This is a genomic window from Streptomyces sp. NPDC101225, from assembly GCF_044767585.1.
Classification (GTDB): Bacteria; Actinomycetota; Actinomycetes; order Streptomycetales; family Streptomycetaceae; genus Streptomyces.
Genome location: NZ_JBIWOE010000014.1, coordinates 89101 through 110621, shown reverse-complemented (window position 1 = coordinate 110621; position 21521 = coordinate 89101). Strand labels below are relative to the sequence as shown.

The following is a 21521-nucleotide window of genomic DNA, read 5'->3' as shown; positions in this document are numbered from 1 at the left end:
AGGCCAGATGGAGGCCAGCAGATGCGAGCAGCAGTCCTGACGGAGTTCGGTGCCCCACTCACCGTGCGAGAGGTGCCGGACCCCGAGGCGGGCGGCGGCGAGGTGGTGGTGCAGGTCCTCGCGGCCTGTGTCCCGCCGTACGCCGCCGAAGTCTTCAGCGGTCAGCGGAAGTACCCGCTGCAACCCCCGGTGATCCCCGGTATCGGCGGCATAGGCCGGGTCGTCCACGCCGGCCCGGACGCCACCCGGCTGGGCGTCGGTGACCTGGTGTGGTGCGACTGCACGGTCCGCGCGCGCGACGATGCGCTGACCCCCGACATCACGCTGCAGGGCTGGAGCTCCCGCGGCGACGGCGGCGCCAGGCTGGCCCGGTACCTGCACGACGGGGCGTTCGCCGAACTCATGCGCCTGCCCACGGAGAACGTCTACCGGCTGCCCCACGAAGCCGAGGACGACGTGGCGCGCTGGTCCTCGCTCGGCGTGTACGCCATCCCCTACGGAGGACTCCTGGCAGGCACGCTCCAAGCCGGCGAGACGCTGCTCGTCAGCGGGGCCACCGGCAACCTGGGCAGCGCCGCGGTCGCCCTGGCGCTCGCCATGGGCGCCGGCCAGGTGATCACGCCGGGCCGCAACCGTGCCGTGCTCGATCTCCTCGCCGACCGTTTCCCTCGTCGGGTGCGCCCGGTCGAACTGACCGGTGACGAGGCCACCGACCTCGCGGCCATGTCCGCGGCCGGCGGACCGATCGACATGGTGCTCGACCTGCTCCCGCCCTCCGCGCCCAGCACGGCGACGCGCGCTGCGGCCATGACCGTCCGGGAGAACGGCCGCGTCGTCCTCATGGGCGGCGTCGGCATGCTCGGCGGCCCCGACCTCGCCCTCCCCTACCCGTGGATCATGCGCAACTCGGTCACCGTGCGCGGGCAGTGGATGTACCCGCGCCCGGCGAACGTCGGCATGATCCGACTCCTCGCATCACACGCGCTCGACCTCGGTCCCGAACGGGTCCGGACCTTCCCCCTCGACGCCGTCAACGACGCCATCGGATACGCCGCCGCGCATGGCGGCCCGTTCGACCGAACCGTCCTCACCCCGTCCGCCGGCTGAGGGCCCTGCCCTGTGACCCGGCCTCGCCCGCCGGACGGCCGGCGCGGCGACCGCCCCACCGCGGCCCGCCGCGCCGGCCGATGTGCGTTCCGGCACGGGGGGGGGCGGGGCGCGTATCAGCGCAGTCCGGCGAAGAGATCGTTCTCGGGTACGGCCGCGCCGGTGCCGTCCTGGACACGTACGAAGGTCTCCATGCCCATCAACTCGCCGAACCGCTCCTTGCCCATCTTGAGGAAGAAGATGTTCTCGCCCTGGCTGGCGTGCGCGGCCAGCGCGTCGAACTTCTGACCGCTGAACGCGGTGGTGTCCACCCACGTGGTGATCTCGTCGTCGGGAAGGCCGATCTCCGCCAGCGCCGCGGCCTCGGCGGGATCGGGCTCCGGCATGTCCTCGTGAAACTCGCGCATGACCTCCCCGAACCTCTGCATCATGGAGCGGGGCGCCGTGGTCCAGTACACCTTCGGTGCCAGCGTGGTCATCTCCAGTGCCGCCATGGTGATGCGATGGGCCTGGATGTGGTCGGGATGTCCGTAGAAGCCGTTCTCGTCATAGGTGACGACCACATCGGGCCGGTAGTGCCGGATGAGTTCCGCGAGTCGTGCGGCGCCCTCCTCCACGGGGGTCTGCCAGAAGGATCCGGGGGCGTCGTTGCTCGGCCAGCCCGCCATCCCGGAGTCCGCGTAGTCCAGCATCTCCAGATCGCTGATCTTCAGGACTTCACAGCTCGCCTCAAGTTCCTGACGGCGCATCAGGGCGACGGCCGCCGGATCGTGCCCGGGGTCGCCCGGCTTGACGCCCCCCGGTCCGTCACCGCAACTGCCGTCGGTACAGGTCACGAGAACGGTGCGGATGCCCTCCGCCGCGTACCGCGCCAGGATCCCTCCCGTCCCGGTGGCCTCGTCGTCGGGGTGGGCATGCACAGCCATGAGCGTCAGGGGCCGGTCGATCATGGAAAACAGTCCTCCTGCAGACATACGTCTCGATCCGAGCGCGCGGCGGGCGCCCCGCGGTCCCGGGGTCCGGATCCGCCACGCGGACGACGTCGCGATCTCCGTCTTCCCCGCCCGTGCGGCACACCCGCCCCTCAGCCGATGCAACAGCGCCGACCGGACCGGCTGTTCCCGAAGCGGCCTCGAAACCTTCCGGGTGCCGGCGGCACCACCCGAAAAGCCGATCACGGCCGCATACCGACCGGTATGCTCAGGGCGGCCGGCCCTCCGCGGAGGGCGACGACTTCTGTGGAGGGGCACTTCGTGGCTGTCGATCCCAAGGGCACCGACCTGAAACGCCTGCTCGCCGAGGACCCGGGCGGTCCGGTGGTCATGCTCAACCTGCTGCGGTTCGCCGCCGGCGGCAGAAGTCTCTACCAGCAGTACGCACGGCAGCTGGACGAGACGTTCCTGCCCCGCTACGGAGGCGAGGTCCTCTACGCCGGAACAGGCGCGGGGGCGCTGGTGGCCGAGCCGGGCCAGGACTGGGACGCGGTGATCCTCGTGCGCTACCCCAGTCGCGAGGCGTTCAGCCGGATGGTGGCCGACCCCGAGTACCAGAAGGTCACCGCCCTGCGCACGCGCGCACTGGCGGAGGCGGTCCTCCAGCCGACGACGGAGTGGCGGCCCGGCACCGAGACGGACTGACCCCGCCGCCCGCGCGGCACGCGGCCCGGCGGAAGCCGACCGTCGAGCCGGCACGCCGGGTGCCGGCGGGTACGCCGGGTGGCACCGGACCCCTGGCCGTGTTGCCGGAGGGTGTGCTCATCCGTTCCCGACAGGGGCGCGGATCACGCGGGCAGGTGCCCGACCTGCCCCGCGCGTCCGCCGTGAGCGGGTCCGGACGTCGAGACGCAACAGTCCGGTGGTCCTGCGCCCCCACCTCACGGCTCAGGCTGCGTGCGCGTACCCGGCGCCGTCACCGAGACCGGCCCCTGGTCGTGTCCCGTGGCGCGGTCCGCCCGGACGATACCGACCGCGAGACCGATCGCCAGACACATCGCGAGCGCGAGGCAGCACACTTCCAGGACCGGATGCGAGCGGACCGACGAGGCCGGCCTGCCCGACACGTTCCGTCGGTGTATCACCCACACGACCATCAGGGCCAGCACGGCCATGAAGCCCAGGGACAGGAGGGTGACGTCCGCCGTGAAGGCCCCGCTCGTCTCCTGCTGCTGCGGCATCATGGCCCTCACTCCTCACTGGACGGAACCCCTCGGATGCCCATCCCCGCCCCGTTCAAAAGTGCTGTGGGCGATTTGAGCCACGATTTTCTCCTCAGCGGCCGTGAGACCGTGCCCGAGGCACATCAAGCGGGGCACGCGTCGCGCACGGATGCGTTCGACGGTCCGGCCGCGCCGACCTCGCGACGCGTCGGCACCTCTCGCTCAGGCCGCGTGGCTCGTCGTCGTCATTCGATCCACCGGGCAGCGGCCTCGTAGGTGGTGGCCGGGGTGCTGTTGAACGCGATGGCGGCATCGGGTGCGTGGCGCCGAACCAGGTTGACCACCTGCTCCAGGAGTTCAACCTGATCGTCCGAGTGCCGCAGGCCACCGCCGACGGTGACGCACTCCCACCGACGGGCTCGCAGCGCGGCGGCGATGACCACGTCAACGTCGTCACGTCCGTCGAGGCCGATCAGGCAGGTCTGCACGCCCACGCCATGTTCGGCGAACTTCTGCAGTCCGGCCTCGATCGCCTTGGCCACCGGCTCGGGATCCCACGGCCCGGGGACGCGGTACGGATCGAGCCCGATGACGAGGACGCGGGGCGGGACATCGGTGTCCATGCCTGGACGATACGCGCCGACGACACGACGGCCGTACCGCCGCTGTCGCCATCGCCCTCGAACGAGGGATAGTCCGCCTCGACCGCCGAGCCGGTCCGCCTCCCCCGGTGGGGCATCACGGCGGTCCGTCCGCCGTCCCCGGCGGGTTCCCGACCTGGCTCTGTCCGGTGCGGTGGTGCGCCGCGCAGGCGGTCGCGGCGGGTCACACCGCCGTGTCCGCCGGGTGGCCCGACTCGGCGAAGGGGCCCCGGTCGGTTCGCAGCGAATAGAGCACGTCGTACACCTCGCGGCGCACCTCGACCGCCTCGTACGCGGCAGGGATGGTGCGAGCCAGCTCGGTGACGCGGAACGCGTCGAGCGCCTCCTGGCTCTCGAAGAAGTAGATGCCGCACACGTCGCCGGTTTCGCCGTCCCGGCCGTAGACCTTCTGCAGCAGACCGGGTACGTCGTGGAAACGCGGACGACGCTCCAGCAGACGCCGTTCGAGCTCCTGCGCATCGAGTCCGGATGTGATCCGGACGAAGAGGATGGCGGGCACGACGCCACCTCCGTCCCTGGGACGCCTTTGTCCGCAGTCTATGCGGAATCCCTGTCCATCGGCCCGAGCCCCGACCCGCCTACGGCCCGGGGCAGACGCGTCTGGTCGGGCAAGCCCCGCCGAGCGGCGCGCTCGCGCCCGTACCGAGTGCTAGTAAGGAGTCTGAACCGCGGCACGGACGCGAGCACGGTGAGGGACGGTGCGGGCACGATGAGCGGCTATGGACAGCTCTGTCCGGTTGTGAAGCCGCCGAGCCGCTCGGCCAGCAGGCCGGTGTACCGGCTGACCGACGCCGGCGAGGAACTGCGTCCGCTCCCCGAACGTACGACGGTGCTGGCCCTGTCGGCGTCGGTCAGCCGGCGGTCACGCCGGTACAGACGGTGCACTGGCCGCCGGTCCCGCACGGCCGCAGGGTGTGACGTGCGGGACACCGTGCAGGACGGTTCCCCGGCGCGCGGTGACACAGCCCTTCTGGAGCCTGGAGGTGCCCGATGAACGAGATCCAGTCCGCCATCACCATCGCGCGGCCGGTCCGGGAGGTGTTCGACCTGCTGGTGGACCTGGAGAACGCGCGGTACTTCGACCCGCAGGTCAGGTCGGTACGGCGCACCACGTCCGGCCCCGTCGGAGTGGGCACCGGATTCGAGTTCCAGGAGCCGCTCCCGCCGTTCGGCCGCGTCGGCCGCTCCACCGCGACCTACACCGAAGTCGTGTCCGGCGAGCTGATCGTCATGGACATCCGCATCGGCAGGCTGCGAGCCGACTCACGGTTCGAGCTGGCCGCCGACGGACCCGGCACCCGCGTCACCGCGCGCACCCGGATGGCGCTGCCGCGCCCGCTGCGGATGCTCGGCCCGTTGCTGGCGCGTCAGGGCACACGGGTCTGGGACGCCCGCCTGCGCTGCGTCAAGAACTGGATCGAGGCCGGCGCACCCCGTGACGGCTCGCGCCCGCCGGCCGGGACGACGGGGGGATGAGCTCTCCCGCAGGCCGACGCTGCCTACGGCCCGGTGCCCCGCGAAGACCGGACGGTCCCCGGCGAACGCGGGCTGCCGGGCACGGCACGGCCAGGGGGTGCGGAGCGCCGTGTGGGAGACGCCGTCACCTGGCGGTGTCGGTCCGCTCGCTCCTGATGCCGGTGGCGGCATCGGCTTCCTCGGCGTAGATGTCCTCAGCGACGGCGAAGACCTGGTGCAGACTCGACGGGGGGATGACCACGCCGCCGGCGCTGTCCATGTAGACGTAGTCGCCCGGGCTCACGCAGACGCCGGAGATCTCGACGGCTTCCCCGAAGGCATAGGGCATCACCGTGTCGCCGCCCCAGCGCACCGCTTCCCCCCTGCACCAGGTGGCGAAGTGGACGGTCCAGCCGATGCAGGCATCGATGTCGACCCCGCGAAGCAGGATGTTCCGCCGGGTCTGCCGGAGGTCCACGGCCGGGTCGATGCCGGTGGGCAGGTTCTCCTCGGCCATGATCGTCACGGACGCGTCCCGGTGGGCCGGCTGGGCGAAGTACCGGTCGCCCACGATCCCGAGCCGCCGGCGGACGTGGATCTCCCGCACCAGACCGCCGCCCGGGTCCGGCGACGGTCCTTGCGCGGGCCTCCCGGAGAAGCGGTGCACCGGCGACACCAGCAGCTGCGCCACGTACACCTCGTCCGGGTACGTCTCGGGCGAACTCAATCGGGACGCGTCCTCCTCCGCCCCGCCGCAGGCGGCGGGGCTCCTCGGTGCCGCAGGGTGCGGCGGTGGTGAAGCGTGTCGTGCCGTGGGACGGGAAACATCCCGGCACGGCGTCAACAGTAGGCCCGCCGCCCGGCCGCCGCCGAGGAGCGGGGGTGGGGGTCAGCCGCCCGTGGGGATCGACAGTACGGTGATGCCGCGCAGGTCGAGCCGGCTCGTGCCCGCCGTGCTCACCAGGCGGATCATCACCTCGCCGCAGTCCTGGCAGCGGGCGACCAGCCCCGGGGCCTGCGCGTACACGTGCAGGCCGGCGACGGGCCCGCTGCGGCCGCAGTGGTCGCACCGGCTCGTCGCCGCGGTCAGGTCCACGGCGAAGACCTCTGCGAGAGGCCCGGCCAGGGCGTTGCCGTCCACGTAGGCGTGGCCGGCGCTCGGTGGTGTCTCGTCCTGCGATGTCATCTCGGCCTCCTCAGCCGCCGAAGCGCTCGGTACGCACACGCTCGGGGTCGTGCCCGAGCAGGACCAGATAGGCGGCCACCTTCTCCACGAAGGCCGTGGGGCCGCAGACGTAGCAGTGTGGTGCGAAGTCCGGCGGCCATCCGTGGCGCGCCAGGTCCTCCGGGGTGATGCGACCCGGGGGCCGCGGCGCACCGTGCGGGGCCTGCCTGGTGAAGAGGCGTGTCACGTCCAGCCCGGGCGCGCCCCGCTGCAGCTCGGGGCCGTAGAGCTGCTCCTGCGGTGAGCGCAGCGAGTGGAGCAGCCGGAAGGGGACCCGGCTGCCGGCGGCGCGCCGGGACCGGACCATGCACATCAGCGGGACCAGCCCGGAACCGCCCGCCACCAGGAGGACCGGCTCCTGCTGCTCCGGCCGCCAGACGAACCATCCGCCGACCGGGCCCCTGAGTTCGAGCCGGTCGCCGGGGACCAGCTCGTCGACCAGGTAGGGCGAGACCTCGCCGTCGGCGATCCGCTGCACCGTCAGCTCCACGCGCGTGCCGTCCTGGGCCGACGCGATGGAGTAGCTGCGCTGCGTGCTGTAGCCGTCCTCGGCGGTCAGGCGGACGTCCACGTGCTGCCCCGCGAGGTGGCCGGGCCACCCCGGCACGTCCAGGACGATGGTGACCGCCGTCGCCGATTCCACGCGCCGGCCTGTCACCTCGGCCGCCCTCCAGCGCAGCCGGTCGCCTAGTCTCCCCCATACCTCTGCTCGCGCCATGGGTCTCCGTAGTTGTGATAGCCGGCGCTCTCCCAGAACCCCGGGGTGTCGTCGTCGCGCAGTTCGATGCCGCGGACCCACTTGGCGGACTTCCACAGGTACAGGTGCGGGACCAGCAGCCGGGCCGGGCCCCCGTGCTCGGGGGCGAGGTCCTGGCCGTCGTACCCGTACACGATCCACGCCTTGCCGTCGAGGAGGTCCTCGAGGGGCAGGTTCGTCGTGTATCCGCCGTAGGAGGAGACGAGGGCGTGTTCGGCCGCGGTCTCGACGTCGGCGAGCAGGACGTCCAGGGACACGCCTTGCCAGTGGGTCGCGAACTTGGACCACTTGGTGACGCAGTGGAGGTCCACGGTCGGGGTGTCCGACGGCAGTGCCGTCAGAGCGGACCAGTCCCAGGCGTGGCGCGTGCCGGCTTCCGTGGTCACGGACAGCTCCCAGGTGTCCCGGGCCACGCGGGGCGTGGGGCCGGCCGACAGCACGGGGAAGCCGGTGGTCTCGTACTGGCCCGGCGGCAGCTTTGTGCCAGGGGCGGGTCTGCGCCCGTGGAAGCCGCGCGAGATGATGGTCATTTCTTGTCGTCCTTCGCGGTTCGGCAGGGGGCGTGCGAGTTGTCAGGGATTGGCGTCACGGGATGCGGCGGTCTTACCCGCCGTCTCGTGCGGGTGGGGCCGCGGCGGACCGGGGCCCGTGTCGGCGGGCGACGTGCCGTCCGGGGGGTCGCCCCGGCTCTCCGGTACGCCGTTCGGAGCCGCGTCGCGCGGCCTTCGGGTCCCGGTCGTGTGCAGGGCCGCCCGTCCCCAGGTTCGGTTCGCGCCCTGTCGATCGGCCGAACACGGCCTCGTCCACGCGCCGTCCCGACCGACCCGGCGCCCGGACGGGCTCGAAGCCTGTACGGGCTCGACGCCTGTACGGGCTCGACGTCCTCGCCGGTGCGCTGTCGTCCACGGCCCGAGAGCGCCCGGGGGCAGCGGTGTCGTGGGAACTCCGCCACCGCCCCCGGCCGCCTCTCGCGCGGATCGTCCCGGGTCCGCTGTCACTCGCCGTATCGGTCGGGGACGATGTGGACGGCCGCCTCTTCCGCCGAGGCGGCGCCGCCGTCGATTCCCACGTCCTGCGCCGCGTAGTCGTCGTCGAGGCCCGCGTCGTCGTCCGTGTCCCAGCCGACCAAGCGGCCTGCCCGCTCGTCGCCGACCTGGTCGTCGAGGAGCTCCCCGTCGGTGTCGGCGGTGTCGCCCAGTCCGTCTCCTTCGTCCCGCGCGCTCACCTCGGGCACCTCCCGCCTCAGACGGTGGGCCAGGTCCTCGTGGGAGGCGGCCTCTCTGGCGGTCAGTCCCCACTCGGACACGCCGAGGGGCCTTTCGGGAGGCGAGTACCCCTCGTCGAGGATGTCCTCGCCGAGCTCGTCCTCGTCGTACTCCTCTTCGGGGAGCAAGGGGTTGAAGTCCGCCGGGTCGCTCGCTGCCGAGGCGCCTTCTGCTGCCGTCATCAGGGTCTCCCCTACCTTCTCGTTCTCTTCCGGACCGTCCCGCCGTGGGCGGGCCCGGCTCCGCTCATCCAAGCGCCCGCGGATGAACACCGCGTCCACGTGACGTCGTCGGACCCCGGCGCGGGCGTCCCGTCCGGGCGACGGTCCGCCCTTCACGCCGGTGACGGGGTGAACGGGGTCGACCGGGTGGATGCGACCGCCGACGCCGGCGCCTCGGGGCGGCGGCCCCGGAGGGTGGTCGTCCCACCGGCGACACGTCCCGCTGCGTCAGGCCCGAGTGGCCACCGCCCAGGGCGCGGGCCTGACCCGCGTCCTGCCCGCGTGCCCGCCGGCGGTCACCTCAGGAACTCCGCCAGTTCGCTCTCCAGAGCCGCCCTCGGCCTGGCCCCGATGACCGTCTTGACGAGCCGTCCCCGCTGGAACACGTCGAGTGTCGGGATCGCGGTGACCGCGTACGTCTCGGCGGTGCGCGGGTTGTCGTCGACGTTCAGCTGGACGATCTCGAGCGTGTCACCGTAATCGGCGGCCAGGGCCTCCAGGACGGGCGCGACGGCGCGGCACGGGGCGCACCAGGCGGCCCAGAAATCCACGAGCACGGTCTTCTCGCTCTTGAGGACCCGTTCGGCGAACGTGTCGTCGGTGACCCTTGTGAGGGCGCCGGCCATGCTGTTCTCCTTTGTCCCGCCCCGCTCGTGCGGATGCGTCGTCAGGCTCCGCCCAGGGCAGCGGGCGACGGGCCCGGGCGGAGTGGGGAGGTGCCGTGCACCTGGGGTCTGTTGCGGACGTTCCGGCCTTGGGTCCGCCGTACCGGAAGGACCGGCTGGTCCGCCGTGCCCGAAGGACCGCCCGGGTCCGCGCGGGTGCGGCGAGCGTGCGTGGCGCGTGTCGCCGGGCAGCCGGGACCCGCGCGGCAGACGTCAGTTCCGGCCGGCCATGACTCCGCCGTCGACGTTGAGTACGGCGCCGGTGGTCCAGCTCGAGGCGGGCGACAGCAGGAACACGATGGCGGCCGCCACTTCGTCCGGCGTGCCCACCCTGCCCAGCGGGTGCAGGCCGCTGAGCTGCTCCATCGCGCCGTCCAGCTGGTCGGAGGGGAAGACCTTGTCGAACAGCGGCGTCCGGGTCACCGCGGGGGCGACGGCGTTGACACGGATGTCCTCGCCGGCCAGCTCGATGGCGAGGTTGTGCGTCAGGGCGTGCAGCCCCGCCTTGGCCATCGAGTAGGCCGACGACGGTGTCGCCGCGATGGCCTGGTGGGCCCACATGCTGCCCACGTTGACGATGGCCCCGCCCTGACCGCCGGCCACCATGGCACGCACCACGGTCTGGGTCAGGAAGAAGGTCGCCCTGTTGATGTCGTGATAGGAGTCGTAGTCCTCTTCACTGTGGTCGAGGAACGGCTTCGGCAGGTAGAACCCCGCCGCGTTGACGAGAAGGGTGGCGTCGACGTGGTCCTCCGCCAACTGCTTCTGTGCCTCGACGACTTGGTCTCTGTCGGACAGGTCGGCGCCGACCGACCACGCCTGGCCCGTCCGCGACAGGGAGGCCACCGCGTCGTCGAGCTTCCTCCCCGGGCGGCCGACGATCACGACGCTGCCGCCCTGCTCGATGACCGACTCGGCGGTACTCAGCCCCATCCCGCTGGCCCCGCCGATCACGACCAGCTTTCTGCCTTCGAACTCCATGGCCATGCACATCACGCTCCACTGACAGGGGTGTGCTCGTGCGTCTCAGACTTCCATCGCGGTCTCTACGAAGGCTCTATCGCGCGTCTACGCGCCGCTCCGGTGTGCGCGTGCGTGTGCGTGTGCGTGTGCGTGTGCCGGGAGGGCGGCGGCCGGCCAGCGACGGTGGCGTCGGGCGAGCACCGTCGGCCCTCAGCGACCGCCACGCTCCAGCGCCTGGGCCTGGGCCTGGACATGGACCTTGGCCTGGGCCTGGACCTCGGGATGGCGCAGGTCGAACGCCGGTGACTCCGAGCGGATCCGGGGCAGGGACCGGAAGTTGTGCCGCGGAGGCGGGCAGGAGGTGGCCCACTCAAGGGAGCGGCCGAATCCCCACGGGTCGTCGTCCGTCACGCGCGGGGCGTAGTGCGCGGTCTTCCACACGTTGTAGAGGAAGGGAAGCATGGAGGCGCCGAGCAGGAAGGAGCCGATCGTCGAGACGGTGTTCAGGGCGGTGAATCCGTCGGCAGCCAGATAGTCGGCATAGCGTCGCGGCATTCCCTCGACGCCCAGCCAGTGCTGGACGAGGAACGTGATGTGGAACCCGGCGAAGAGGGTCCAGAAATGGACCTTCCCGATGCGCTCGTCGAGCATCCTGCCCGTGAACTTCGGCCACCAGAAGTAGAAGCCGGCGAACATGGCGAACACCACGGTGCCGAAGACGGTGTAGTGGAAGTGCGCCACGACGAAGTACGAGTCGGAGACGTGGAAGTCCAGGGGCGGGGCCGCGAGCAGGACGCCCGTCAGCCCGCCGAAGAGGAAGGTGACGAGGAAGCCCATGGCCCACAGCATGGGCGTCTCGAAGGACAGGGACCCCTTCCACATCGTTCCGATCCAGTTGAAGAACTTCACGCCCGTGGGGACGGCGATCAGGAACGACATGAACGAGAAGAAGGGCAGGAGGACTCCGCCGGTGACGTACATGTGGTGCGCCCAGACGGTCACCGAGAGCCCGGCGATCGCGATCGTGGCCCCGACGAGGCCCATGAAGCCGAAGACCGGTTTCCTGCTGAAGACGGGCAGGATCTCGGTGATGATGCCGAAGAACGGCAGAGCGATGATGTACACCTCGGGGTGACCGAAGAACCAGAAGAGGTGCTGCCACAGAAGCGGTCCCCCGTTGGCGGGGTCGTAGATGTGCGCGCCGAACTTCCGGTCCGCCTCCAGGGCCAGGAGCGCCGCCGCCAGCGTCGGGAAGGCGATGAGGACCAGGACCGCGGTGAGCAGGACGTTCCACGTGAAGATCGGCATGCGGAACATCGTCATGCCCGGGGCGCGCATGCAGATGATGGTCGTGATGAAGTTGACCGAGCCGAGGATGGTCCCGAAGCCCGACAGGGCCAGGCCCATGATCCACAGGTCGCCGCCCACGCCGGGCGACCGCAGCGCGCTGGACAGGGGTGCGTAACCGGTCCATCCCCAGTGGGCGGAGCCGGACGGCGTGAGGAATCCCGACAGGACGATGAGGGACCCCAGGAGATAGAGCCAGTACGCGAACATGTTCAGCCGGGGGAAGGCCACGTCCGGTGCGCCGATCTGCAACGGCATGATCCAGTTGGCGAATCCCGCGAACAAAGGGGTGGCGAAGACCAGGAGCATGATGGTGCCGTGCGCGGTGAAAGCCTGGTTGAACTGTTCGTTGGAGAGGAACTGCAGTCCCGGACGGGCGAGTTCGGCGCGCATGACGAGGGCGAAGGCGCCGCCGACGAGGAAGAACACGAACGACGTCGCCAGGTAGAGGGTTCCGATCTTCTTGTGGTCGGTAGTGGTCAACCACTCCACCACCGCGCTGCCGGCGCCCGCCGCCCCCGGGCGCCCTGTGGCCGGGTCGGCCACCTGCACTTCCGCCACCGTCGCCTCCGTGGGTCCGATCGAGCGGCCTCGGCCGTGTACCGGCCGCGCCACCCTGTGCTGTGCTGAGCTGTGCCGCGCCGCCCTGTGCCACGCTGCGCCGCGCGGGCCAATCAAGCACCGCGGCATCTATGGGCCGTCTATCGACCGTGAAGAGCTCCAAGGGAACGGCTCATTGCGCTCGCCCTCCCCTGCAGGCGAAGATTTTTATGGACTACATGGTCCTTTAGTCGGTATCGAACCACGCGCGGAGTCACCCATCCGGAGCACACCGTGTCGCACCGTCCCGGGCCTTCAGCACCTCGACGATGGCCGCCGGACGGCCGCTAGCGCGCCGATCGGGACGCGGGGGTCCGAATCCGACTCAGCGGACGTCGTCCTCCGCGTCCGCGGCGGGACCCTCGGAGCCGGTCGCGTACGCCCTGACGTGCGTGATCGCCATGTCGAGCGCGATCCTCATCGGCTGTACGTCCTTGGCCGTCTGGGCCAGCAGGTACCCGCCCTGGAGCGCGGCCATGAGGCCCGTGGCGAGCGCCTCAGGGTCCGCGTCCTGCCGCAGCACGCCCGTGTCCCGCATCCTGAGCAGACCGTCCGCGAGCAGACTCTCCCAGGCGCTGAAATGCAGGGCGAGGGCCTCGCGGGCATCCTCGTCACGGTCGGCCAGCTCGCTCGCGAGGGAGCCCAGCGGGCACCCGTAGGCACCGTTGTGCAGGGCATTGCGCTCGACGAGGGCGTCCCGCCAGCGCTCCAGGCCACGCAGGGAGCTGAGACGCTGCAGGTGCCGTTGCTGCCGTTCGAGCAGCTCGGCCGCCTGCATCGCGACGACGTCACGCACCAGCGCTTCCTTGTCCGGGTAGTGGCGATACAGCTGCGACTTGCTCGTCCCGCTGGCCGCCCTGACATCGTCCAGGGTGGTCACGGCGACACCCCTGACGTGCATCATGTCGGCGGCCGCCCGCAGGATGCGCTCACGGGTCGCCCGTCCGCGCTCCGTCAGCCGGGCCCCGTTCTCCTCGCGCGCTTCTTCCGCCACGTCGGCCAGATTACCGTCGCGCAGACTAGCAGGACCTAGAGTGGACCTCAAGGTCCTATTTTCGGGTCTCGATCCTGTGTGGCGGGCCGGGCGGTCGGACGGCCCTCGCAGACGGCCTGTCCCCGCCCTGCGCGGGCGACGGCCTCGTAGACGCGGCGTAGATGGGCGCGAGGCGTCCGTCCGGTACGCAGGAGGAACGGCGCGGCCCGGCCGAAGGGGAGCCCGCCTCCTCGCACCACGACACCGCATGGAGCAGCCATGATCCTCGTCACCGCCTACAGACACCTGGCCGCAGCGGACCCCGTCCTGAAGCAGCTGGTGGGAAGCGTCGGCCGGCCCGACCCGTTCACCTGGCGGGAGCACGGGTACCCCACGTCGTCGAACTTCGCCGCGATGGCCCTCCACATCGTCGGCCAGCAGATCTCCACCGCAGCCGCGCTCACGATCTTCGGGCGGATCTCGGCGGCGATGGGCGGCGACCTCACCCCGGCCGGACTGCTCGCCCTCCCCGAGGACCGGCTGCGCGCCTGCGGGCTGTCCCGGGCCAAGGCGTCCTCCCTCCAGGACCTCGCCCGGCGGCAGGCGGAGGGTGTCATCGACCTGGAGCACATGGACGGCACCGACGACGCCACCGCGCTCGCCGCCCTCACCGCCGTGCGGGGCATCGGCCTGTGGTCCGCGCAGATGTTCCTCGTCCATCAGCTCAAGCGTCCGGACATCCTGCCCGCGGGCGACATCGGCATCCGCCGGGCGATCCAGCACGCCTGGCAGCTCGACTCCGTCCCCGGGATCGAGGAGACTCGGCTCCGTGCGCTTCCCTGGGCCCCCTACCGCACGTACGCAGCGGCCCTGTTGTGGACCGCGCTCTCCTCACCCGCGCGCTCAGGGGAGCGGCCCGGCGGCGACGCGCGCGCCGACACCCCGCAGTCGGCCCGGTGAGCCGGGCACGCCTCCCCCGCCCTCCTGCCTCCTGCCTCCTACTCCTGCTTCCCCAGCTCGCCCAGCTCCACCAACTTCCCCAGCGCCCCGGCGCCCCAGCTCCCCAGCTCCCCCAGACGGTGTCATGAACCTTCCGCCCAATGTCCCCGCGCTGTCCGGCCAGTCGAAATGCGACGACGCCGCTCGCTCCCCGCTGCGCGCCTTCCTGCACACCGAGGCAGCCAGTGCCGTCGTCCTCCTGGCGGCCGCTGTCGCCGCCCTGGCCTGGGCGAACGCCGCCCCCGCGTCCTACGCCTCGTTCTGGAGCGCACCCATCGCCGTCGAGGCCGGCTCGCACCGCGCCTCGCTGTCGCTGCACGAGCTCGTCAACAACGGCCTCATGACGGTGTTCTTCTTCGTCGTCGGCCTGGAGGCCCGCCGCGAGTTCGACATGGGCGAGCTGCGGGAGCGCAAACGCCTCGCCCTCCCGCTCGCCGCCGGGGTGAGCGGAATGCTCGTACCGATCACGATCTACCTCGCCCTCAACGCCGGGCACCCGTCGGCGCACGGCTGGGGGGCGGCGATGTCCACGGACACCGCCTTCGCCCTCGGCATGCTCGCGACGTTCGGCGCCCGCATGCCGGCCGGCCTGCGGGTCTTCATCCTGACCATCGCGGTCGTCGACGACCTGCTGGCCCTGGCCGTCATCGCGAGCGCCTACAGCAGCGACGTCAGGGCCGCGCCGCTGCTGTCGGCGGTAGGCCTGTTCGGCGCGGTCCTGCTCGCACGCGCCCTCGGGGTACGGCGGGGGGCGGTGTACGCACTGCTCGCCCTCGCCGCATGGGTCGCACTGGCCCGCTCGGGGGTGGACCCGGTCATCATCGGGCTCGCGATGGGCCTGCTCACCTACGCGGGCCCCGCCTCGCGCGGGGACCTGGAGCGCACCAGCGGGCTCTTCCGCCTCTTCCGCGAGCAGCCCACGCCCGAGGCCGCGCGCGTGGTGCGCGAAGGGCTCGCCTCGGCCCTCTCGCCCAACGAGCGCATGCAGCGGCTCTTCCACCCCTGGGCCAGTTACGTGGTGGTGCCCTTGTTCTCCCTGGCGAACGCGGGAATCGTCGTCGACTCCGGCCTGCTGTCCCGGGCGGTCACGTCCCCGGTCACCCTCGGCATCTTCTTCGCCTACGTGATCGGCAAGCCCCTCGGCATCCTGGGTGCGTCGGCCGCGACGACGGGCCTGAGCCGCGGGAGCGTCCGGCCGCCGGCCGGCTGGGGGGCGGTCGCCTCCGGCGCCGCTCTGGCCGGTGTCGGCTTCACCGTCTCGCTGCTCATCGCCTCACGCGCCTTCGGCGGCGCGGAACTCGACGAGGCCAAGGCCGGGGTGCTGGCCGCGGTCGTCGTCTCGTTCGCCCTGAGCTGGATCATCAACGCGGGCGTCGACCTGCTGCCGCACCAGGCGCGGCTTCGCGCGCGCATCGGCAGGGCCGAGGCCATCGTGGACCTGGCCGTGCCGGTCGACCCGGCACGCGACCACGTACGGGGCTCCGCGTCGGCGGCCGTGACCGTCGTCGAGTACGGCGACTACGAGTGCCACTACTGCGGCCTGGCCGAGCCGGTGATCCGGAAGCTGCTCAGCGGCCCCGACGACATCCGCTACGTGTGGCGCCACCTCCCCCTCGCCGACATCCACCCGCACGCGCGGCTCGCCGCCGAGGCGGCGGAGGCCGCCGCGCGCCAGGGACGCTACTGGGAGATGCACGACCTGCTCCTCACCCACCAAGGCAGCCTCACACTCGCCGACGTGTCCGCCCACGCCGCGGCGATCGGGCTGGACGTGGACCGCTTCCGGGCGGACGTGCGGGCCATGACCGGTGCCGGGCACGTCGCCGAGGACGTGGAGAGCGCCGACCTCAGCGGCGTCGCGGGAACGCCCACGTTCTTCATCAACGGCCGCCGCCATCACGGCTCCTACGACATCGCGAGCCTGACGGCGGCCGTGCGCGCGGCACGCGAGCGGGCCGACGTGGCGCGGGACCGCCGCCGCGGGCGTCTGCGGAGCTCGCGCTGAGCGCCGCGGTCCGAAGCAGCCCCACGGCTCCCGGACGGGACGGGTGGCGGCAGGTGCACGGTCGTCGCGACCGGCGGTCCGCTGCGGCAGCCGGACCGGGGAGGCAGCCGGACCGGGGGGCAGTCAAACGGGGGACAGCCGGACGGGATGGGAGCCGGACGGGATGGCAGCCGGACCGGCGCGACAGGCCGCCCCCGTGCGACGGGTGGACCGGACGGGGCGCGTCAGGCGGCGCGGGACGCGAGTGCCCGGCGCGGGGCGTCGGCGACGGGCGGTTCACCCCGGGGCCGGCGCTCGGCGGCGAGGAGGGCGCTGCCTTCGGGCGCGTACGCGGCGAGCAGGGAGCGGAGCCGCTTGCGGCCCCGGTGGATCCGGGACATGACCGTGCCGATCGGCGTGGCCATGCGGTCCGCGACCTCCCGGTAGCTGAGACCTTCGACGTCCGCGAGATAGACGGCCGCACGCTGGGGCGGGGGCACCTCCCGCAGCGCTGTCATCAGCTCCTGGACGGTCAGGCGGTCGATGACGGCGGCCTCCGGGGAGCGCAGCGACGGGTGGCCGTGCTCGCCCTGCAGTGCCAGTTGCTCACCGACGTCCTCCATCGGGCACTGCTGTGGCCGGCCCTTCCCCCTGCGGTAGGCGTCGATGTAGTGGTTGCGGAGTATCCGCCGGGTCCATGCGCCGAAACTCGTGCCGGGTCGGAAATGGTCGAACGACACGTACGCCCGCGCGAGTGTCTCCTGGACGAGGTCTTCCGCGTCGGCCGGGTTGCGGGTCAGGCCGCGGGCGGTGGCGAGAAGGGAGGATCGGTGCGCCATGGCCTCGCGCTCGAACCGGGTTCGTCGCTGGGCCGGGCTCTCGTGGCCGCCGTCGGCCGCGCGTCCCGCCGGTGTCGGAGTCGGAATCACTGGTCGCTGCCTCCCTGTGTCCGGACGGCCGTGCACGCGAGCTTGCCGGTGCGGATCGCGGGTGACGGCCGCCATTGGTGTGTTGGCGGCGTCTGGGCCCTTCGTCTTACGCCGGCGGCCGAGTGCGCGGCGTCCCGTCGGCCGCAGGCCCTCAGCCCGCGGGCCGACGGCACGGCGCTTGCCCCGCCGCATGCCGGGCCCCGCGGCTCGCACGAGCGCGCCTCCTCGACCGGCACCCCGCAACCACCGGACCTCGCCGAACCCTCACACTGGCGGGCGGCGGCAACCGAGAGCTCGGCCCGGCGCAACCGATGCGGAATCGGGTGCAACCCGTCCGCGGGCCCGGGCGTGAGCAACGGGTGAGAGGGCACAGGCAAAGCCCTCGCCCGAGAGCACCGAAGGGGGGCTCGTGCGCGACCCAGACGACTTCGACGCCTTCTACACCGGCAGCGTGCGGCGGCTGACCGGCCAGATGTACGCCATGACCGGGAGCCGCAGCGAAGCGGAGGACCTCGTCCAGGAGGCCTTCGCCCGTGCCTGGCAGAACTGGGGAAAGGTGTCCGGATACGACGACCCCGAGGCGTGGGTGCGCACCGTGGCCCACCGCCTGCGCGTGAGCGTGTGGCGCAAGGCGGTCAACCGGCTCGCCGCCCACCGGCGCCGCGGCCCGGACGAGGACGTCCCGGCCGTCGGCGTCGACTACGTGGCCATCATGTCCGCGCTACGCCGCATCCCCGCCGCGCAACGCCGGGCGATCGTCCTGCACCATCTCGTCGGCCTGACCGTCGACGAGATCGCGCACGAGACGGGGGCCCGGCCCGGCACCGTCAAGGCCTGGCTCTCACGCGGCCGGCGCGCCATGGCCCCGTACCTGACCGAGACGGGCGGGGACACCGGTCGCGCCGGTGCGGCCGAACCCGGGACGTCCGGCGGCGCGAATCCCGCACTGCCGGTCGCGGGCCGGCACACGGCCGCCGTCCGCAACGGCGCTTTCGGCTCGACCGACAAGGAGGTGCCCCACCGTGACTGAGGAATTCGACACCGTCCTCAAGGCCGGTGACGCCGAGTTCGCCGCGCGGATCACACCCCGCAGCGCCGAGGCGGTCCGTGCCCGCGGCGACCGGCTGCTGCGCCGCCGCCGGATCGCCACCGTCGCGGCGGCCGTGGCCGTGGTGGCCGCGGTCGGAGGCGGTGTGCTCACCGTCGTGGGGCCCTCCCGCGGCACCGCCCCGCCTGCCTCGGCCACCACGGACGCCACGACGGCGGCCCCGTCGCGGACTCCCGGCCCGACGCGAGGCGCCACCCAGGTCCCGCCGAGCGCGCCGGCCACCACTCCCCCGAGTACGGCTGCCGCCTCTTGCCGGTCCCTCGTGGTGCCGCAGTCGGTGAAGGACGCCGTGACGCAGGCCTACCGCCGTTCGCAGCAGGGTCTGCAGCACATCACCCCGGCCAAGGGCAGCTTCTACTACGGCACCTGCGGCGACACCGCGTACGCGGCCAGCCGGTTCGACCCCACCGCGGGCGCCGTGCTGGGCGAACAGGTCCAGCTCCAGGACGAGGGCGGCCAGGAGAAGTACTTCACCAAGGCCCCGGACGGCCAGTGGACCTACGTGGCCACGGACGGATTCCCGCGTGACCCGCGCGGCTGCGCCGCCATCCCGCAGATCCCCTCCGACCTGGCCCGCGCCTGGGCCGACTGCAAGTAGAACCGCGCGACCGGTGGGGGGTGCCGTGCCTCGGCACCCCCCACCGGCGCGTGCGTCGAACCCCACGCGCGCACATCGGCCCCCTCGCGGACACACCGCGCCCGGCGCCCCTCGGGTGTCCCAAGTCCGTCCCAGCAGCGGTCAGTCGTCGCAGGTCACGGGTGGTCCTCCATCCCGTCGTCCCAATCGGGGAGCGAGGGTGTCCAGGGCGGCACGCCCCCTGCCAGCATGGCCCGCGCCGGGATCTCCCGGCCAACTCACAAGAGGGGAACACCAGATGGGACAGAGGACGCTTCTGCGGGGTCTGACCCTCGCCGTGGCGGCGGTCCTGCCCCTGTGCGGGCCCGCGGTGGGGCAGGCGGCGGAGTCCGCGGCCACCGCGGTCGCGGTCTGCGGGCACACGAGCGCACAGCCGACCCTGCAACGGGGATCCACGGGGGACGCGGCGATCGAGGCGCAGTGCGAGCTCAACCTGGCGACCAAGCCGAGCCGTTACACGCCCATCGCGGCCGACGGCTCCTTCGGGCCCGGGACGGAGACCCGGGTCGAGGAGTTCCAGCGGTGCGCCGGGCTGGCCGTGGACGGTGTGCTCGGACCGAAGACCTGGGCGGCGCTGAACTCCTGGGCCGGACAACCTCACACCTGCGCCACCCAGGGCACGTCGAGTACGGCGCAGTCGTCCGTGTGCGGTCACGCGGACACGCGCCCGACGCTGCGTCAGGGAGCGACAGGGGCCGAGGTCATGGAGGCTCAGTGCCGTCTCAACCTGGCCATGGAGCCGTTCCACTACCCGCCGCTGGCCATCGACGGCAACTTCGGCGGCGGGACTCAGTCGCGGGTCATCGAGCTCCAGCACTGCGCCGGCCTCAGTGCCGACGGCGTGGTGGGCCCCAACACCTGGGCCGCATTGACGGACTGGTCCGGCCGTGACACCTACTGCACGCCGCGGCGACCCGCCGGCTACCCGATCGACGGCCTGGACACGGCCAAGTACCAGCACCCCGGCGGGGCGCCGATCGACTGGAAGGCCGTACGGGCGTCGGGGGTCGAGTTCGCGACGGTCAAGGCGACCCGGGGCACGAACGTCACCGACCCGTACCTCACCTCCGACCTCCAGGGGGCCAGGGCCGCGGGACTGGCCGTCGCGCCCTACCACTTCTACACCGGCAGTTCGCCCGACACGGGGGCCGCACAGGCCGACCGGTTCATCGCCGCCGTGCGCGCCACCGGCTACACCGGCCGGCGTGCGGGCGACCTGCCGCCGGTCTTCGACCTGGAACGCATGGACGACGGCAGCGGACGCTGCCCCACCTACGGCACGGTGGGCGACGCCAAGGCGTGGCTCGACCGGGTGGAGGCGGCCTTCGGCCGCACGCCCGTCATCTACACCCAGAAGTCCTTCCTCGACGACTGCATGGGGTCGACCACGGCCTTCGCCCGGTATCCGTTGCAACTCGCCGACTACCGCCGGTCGATCACCCAGCCGCCCGTGCCCGCCGGCTCGACGACCTGGGCCATGTGGCAGTACACCGACGCCGCGCTGTTCCCGGGCATCCAGGCGCCGGCGACCGCGGACGTGTTCAACGGCACCCAGGCCGATCTGGACCGGCTCGCCAACCGCTGATCCCGGCCGGAAGAGGAGAACCCGCATGACCACCCGGTTCGCTCGGGCGTTGCCCGTCGCACTGCTCATCGCCCTGGGCCTCACCGTTCCGACGGCCGCCTCCGCCTCGGCCGCCACCGCCTCCGCGGCGACCACCTGCTACGGCGGTGCGGTCACCGTGCACTACGGAGACGCGCTCGAGTTCGGCCCCTACTGGACCACGGCCCGCTGTGCCGACATCAACATGCGCGTCATCGGCGGAACCGCCGCCTACGTCAACGCCTGTGTGAAGTTCGCGAAGTACGGCACCTGCAACCGCTGGACCAAGGTCGGCCGCAGCTGGACGACCATCGCCACCGACGTCCTGGACGGCAGCAAGTTCACGGTGCCCGCCGGCGTACCCCTGGAGGGCGACGACGCCGTCCTGCAGATCGCCTTCTGATCCCTCACCCACGCACGATCCGACGCAGAATCAACGGAGACCCCCATGATCCGGCACAGAACGTTCGCAGCGGCCCTGTTCACCGCGGCCGCACTGCTCGGAGCGGGCGTCGCACCCGCTTCGGCCCAGTCCTCGGCCGCGGCCGTCAGCTGCTACGGCGGCGCCAGGCAGCTGACGTACCACTACTCCCCGGCCGCCGTGGAGTACGGCACGTACACCACGTCCTCACGGTGCAACGACATCAACCTGCGGCTGATCACGGACGAGCCGGGTGTGTACCTGGACGCCTGCGTGGTGTTCGTCGACCACACCACCAAGTGCAACAACGGCGACGCGTACACCACGCACGGCACGGAGTGGGGAACCATCGCCACCAACGTCAAGGACGGCACCCACTTCGTCGTGCGCGTGCACGCCTACGACACCGACGCACAGAACGTCACCTTCCAGATCGCCTACTGAC

Annotated in this window: 24 protein-coding genes; 10 read left to right on the top strand and 14 right to left on the bottom strand. The window is 72.0% G+C overall.

The features are described 5' to 3' along the window. Window positions 1-21: 21 nt before the first annotated feature. Entirely contained in the window at window positions 22-1107 is a 1086-nt protein-coding gene (locus ACIRPX_RS21275; protein ID WP_404196699.1) for an alcohol dehydrogenase catalytic domain-containing protein, read from the top strand. Between the two features lie 116 nt (window positions 1108-1223). Here the strand turns inward: ACIRPX_RS21275 and ACIRPX_RS21270 are convergent, their stop codons facing one another. Then, complete coding sequence (locus tag ACIRPX_RS21270; protein WP_404196697.1) at window positions 1224-2057, bottom strand: PIG-L family deacetylase; 834 nt, start codon at window positions 2055-2057, stop codon at window positions 1224-1226. A 303-nt stretch (window positions 2058-2360) separates the two neighbouring features. Here ACIRPX_RS21270 and ACIRPX_RS21265 point away from each other — a divergent pair, with 303 nt between their 5' ends. Next, window positions 2361-2744 carry a DUF1330 domain-containing protein gene (locus ACIRPX_RS21265; protein WP_404196695.1) on the top strand — a complete coding sequence of 128 codons (384 nt, stop codon included), beginning with the start codon at window positions 2361-2363 and terminating at the stop codon, window positions 2742-2744. A gap of 236 nt (window positions 2745-2980) precedes the next feature. Here the strand turns inward: ACIRPX_RS21265 and ACIRPX_RS21260 are convergent, their stop codons facing one another. The 3 genes from ACIRPX_RS21260 to ACIRPX_RS21250 all read right to left on the bottom strand — a co-directional run bounded on the left by ACIRPX_RS21260 (window position 2981) and on the right by ACIRPX_RS21250 (window position 4423). Then, the gene (locus ACIRPX_RS21260; RefSeq protein WP_404196693.1) at window positions 2981-3283 is read right to left on the bottom strand and encodes a hypothetical protein; all 303 of its coding nucleotides are present in this window, start codon (window positions 3281-3283) and stop codon (window positions 2981-2983) included. 224 nt (window positions 3284-3507) lie between these two features. Continuing rightward, window positions 3508-3885 carry a hypothetical protein gene (locus ACIRPX_RS21255; RefSeq protein ID WP_404196690.1) on the bottom strand — a complete coding sequence of 126 codons (378 nt, stop codon included), beginning with the start codon at window positions 3883-3885 and terminating at the stop codon, window positions 3508-3510. Window positions 3886-4087: 202 nt separating this feature from the next. Next, the gene (locus ACIRPX_RS21250) at window positions 4088-4423 is read right to left on the bottom strand and encodes a YdhR family protein (RefSeq protein WP_404196688.1); all 336 of its coding nucleotides are present in this window, start codon (window positions 4421-4423) and stop codon (window positions 4088-4090) included. 491 nt (window positions 4424-4914) lie between these two features. On the opposite strand from ACIRPX_RS21250, the gene ACIRPX_RS21245 reads away from it, so the two are divergent. After that, on the top strand, window positions 4915-5400 hold the full coding sequence (locus ACIRPX_RS21245; protein ID WP_404196685.1) for an SRPBCC family protein: 486 nt from the start codon (window positions 4915-4917) through the stop codon (window positions 5398-5400). A gap of 124 nt (window positions 5401-5524) precedes the next feature. Here ACIRPX_RS21245 and ACIRPX_RS21240 read toward each other — a convergent pair whose 3' ends face one another. The 9 genes from ACIRPX_RS21240 to ACIRPX_RS21200 form a co-directional block, all read right to left on the bottom strand. Next, window positions 5525-6106: a molybdenum cofactor biosysynthesis protein gene (locus ACIRPX_RS21240; RefSeq protein WP_404196682.1), complete on the bottom strand. Its 582-nt coding sequence runs from the start codon at window positions 6104-6106 to the stop codon at window positions 5525-5527. A 162-nt stretch (window positions 6107-6268) separates the two neighbouring features. After that, complete coding sequence (locus ACIRPX_RS21235) at window positions 6269-6565, bottom strand: DUF6510 family protein (RefSeq protein ID WP_404196679.1); 297 nt, start codon at window positions 6563-6565, stop codon at window positions 6269-6271. A gap of 10 nt (window positions 6566-6575) precedes the next feature. Beyond that, complete coding sequence (locus tag ACIRPX_RS21230) at window positions 6576-7322, bottom strand: ferredoxin reductase (RefSeq protein WP_404196677.1); 747 nt, start codon at window positions 7320-7322, stop codon at window positions 6576-6578. Next, window positions 7292-7891, bottom strand: a complete 600-nt coding sequence (locus tag ACIRPX_RS21225; protein ID WP_404196674.1) for a sulfite oxidase-like oxidoreductase — start codon at window positions 7889-7891, stop codon at window positions 7292-7294. Before ACIRPX_RS21225 ends, ACIRPX_RS21230 begins: the two co-directional genes overlap by 31 nt. 464 nt (window positions 7892-8355) lie before the next feature. Then, on the bottom strand, window positions 8356-8808 hold the full coding sequence (locus ACIRPX_RS21220) for a DUF5709 domain-containing protein (protein WP_404196671.1): 453 nt from the start codon (window positions 8806-8808) through the stop codon (window positions 8356-8358). A gap of 335 nt (window positions 8809-9143) precedes the next feature. Beyond that, window positions 9144-9473, bottom strand: coding sequence for a thioredoxin (gene trxA, locus ACIRPX_RS21215; protein WP_404196668.1), 330 nt, complete (start codon window positions 9471-9473; stop codon window positions 9144-9146). 252 nt (window positions 9474-9725) lie between these two features. Continuing rightward, window positions 9726-10499 (bottom strand): SDR family NAD(P)-dependent oxidoreductase, encoded by a 774-nt coding sequence (locus tag ACIRPX_RS21210; protein ID WP_404196665.1) that lies wholly within the window; start codon window positions 10497-10499, stop codon window positions 9726-9728. Window positions 10500-10685: 186 nt separating this feature from the next. Beyond that, window positions 10686-12383, bottom strand: coding sequence for a cytochrome c oxidase subunit I (ctaD, locus tag ACIRPX_RS21205; RefSeq protein WP_404196662.1), 1698 nt, complete (start codon window positions 12381-12383; stop codon window positions 10686-10688). Window positions 12384-12747: 364 nt separating this feature from the next. Beyond that, window positions 12748-13416, bottom strand: coding sequence for a TetR/AcrR family transcriptional regulator (locus ACIRPX_RS21200; protein ID WP_404196659.1), 669 nt, complete (start codon window positions 13414-13416; stop codon window positions 12748-12750). Window positions 13417-13674: 258 nt separating this feature from the next. Here ACIRPX_RS21200 and ACIRPX_RS21195 point away from each other — a divergent pair, with 258 nt between their 5' ends. Together ACIRPX_RS21195 and ACIRPX_RS21190 are read left to right on the top strand one after the other, a co-directional pair. After that, a complete protein-coding gene (locus ACIRPX_RS21195) occupies window positions 13675-14355 on the top strand; it encodes a DNA-3-methyladenine glycosylase family protein (RefSeq protein WP_404196657.1) in 681 nt (226 codons plus the stop codon). Window positions 14356-14479: 124 nt separating this feature from the next. Continuing rightward, a complete protein-coding gene (locus ACIRPX_RS21190; protein ID WP_404196654.1) occupies window positions 14480-16399 on the top strand; it encodes a Na+/H+ antiporter NhaA in 1920 nt (639 codons plus the stop codon). A 224-nt stretch (window positions 16400-16623) separates the two neighbouring features. On the opposite strand, the gene ACIRPX_RS21185 is transcribed toward ACIRPX_RS21190, so the two are convergent. After that, the gene (locus ACIRPX_RS21185; protein WP_404196651.1) at window positions 16624-17307 is read right to left on the bottom strand and encodes a sigma-70 family RNA polymerase sigma factor; all 684 of its coding nucleotides are present in this window, start codon (window positions 17305-17307) and stop codon (window positions 16624-16626) included. Between the two features lie 409 nt (window positions 17308-17716). Between ACIRPX_RS21185 and ACIRPX_RS21180 the strand changes: the two genes are divergently transcribed. The 5 genes from ACIRPX_RS21180 (at window position 17717) to ACIRPX_RS21160 (ending at window position 21520) form a co-directional block, all read left to right on the top strand. Then, a complete protein-coding gene (locus tag ACIRPX_RS21180) occupies window positions 17717-18337 on the top strand; it encodes a SigE family RNA polymerase sigma factor (protein WP_404196648.1) in 621 nt (206 codons plus the stop codon). Further along, entirely contained in the window at window positions 18330-19013 is a 684-nt protein-coding gene (locus ACIRPX_RS21175; RefSeq protein ID WP_404196645.1) for a hypothetical protein, read from the top strand. Before ACIRPX_RS21180 ends, ACIRPX_RS21175 begins: the two co-directional genes overlap by 8 nt. Before the next feature lie 277 nt (window positions 19014-19290). Beyond that, a complete protein-coding gene (locus ACIRPX_RS21170) occupies window positions 19291-20637 on the top strand; it encodes a GH25 family lysozyme (RefSeq protein WP_404196642.1) in 1347 nt (448 codons plus the stop codon). A gap of 25 nt (window positions 20638-20662) precedes the next feature. Then, a complete protein-coding gene (locus ACIRPX_RS21165) occupies window positions 20663-21058 on the top strand; it encodes a hypothetical protein (protein WP_404196640.1) in 396 nt (131 codons plus the stop codon). 45 nt (window positions 21059-21103) lie between these two features. After that, window positions 21104-21520 carry a hypothetical protein gene (locus tag ACIRPX_RS21160; RefSeq protein WP_404196637.1) on the top strand — a complete coding sequence of 139 codons (417 nt, stop codon included), beginning with the start codon at window positions 21104-21106 and terminating at the stop codon, window positions 21518-21520. Window position 21521: the final 1 nt, after the last annotated feature.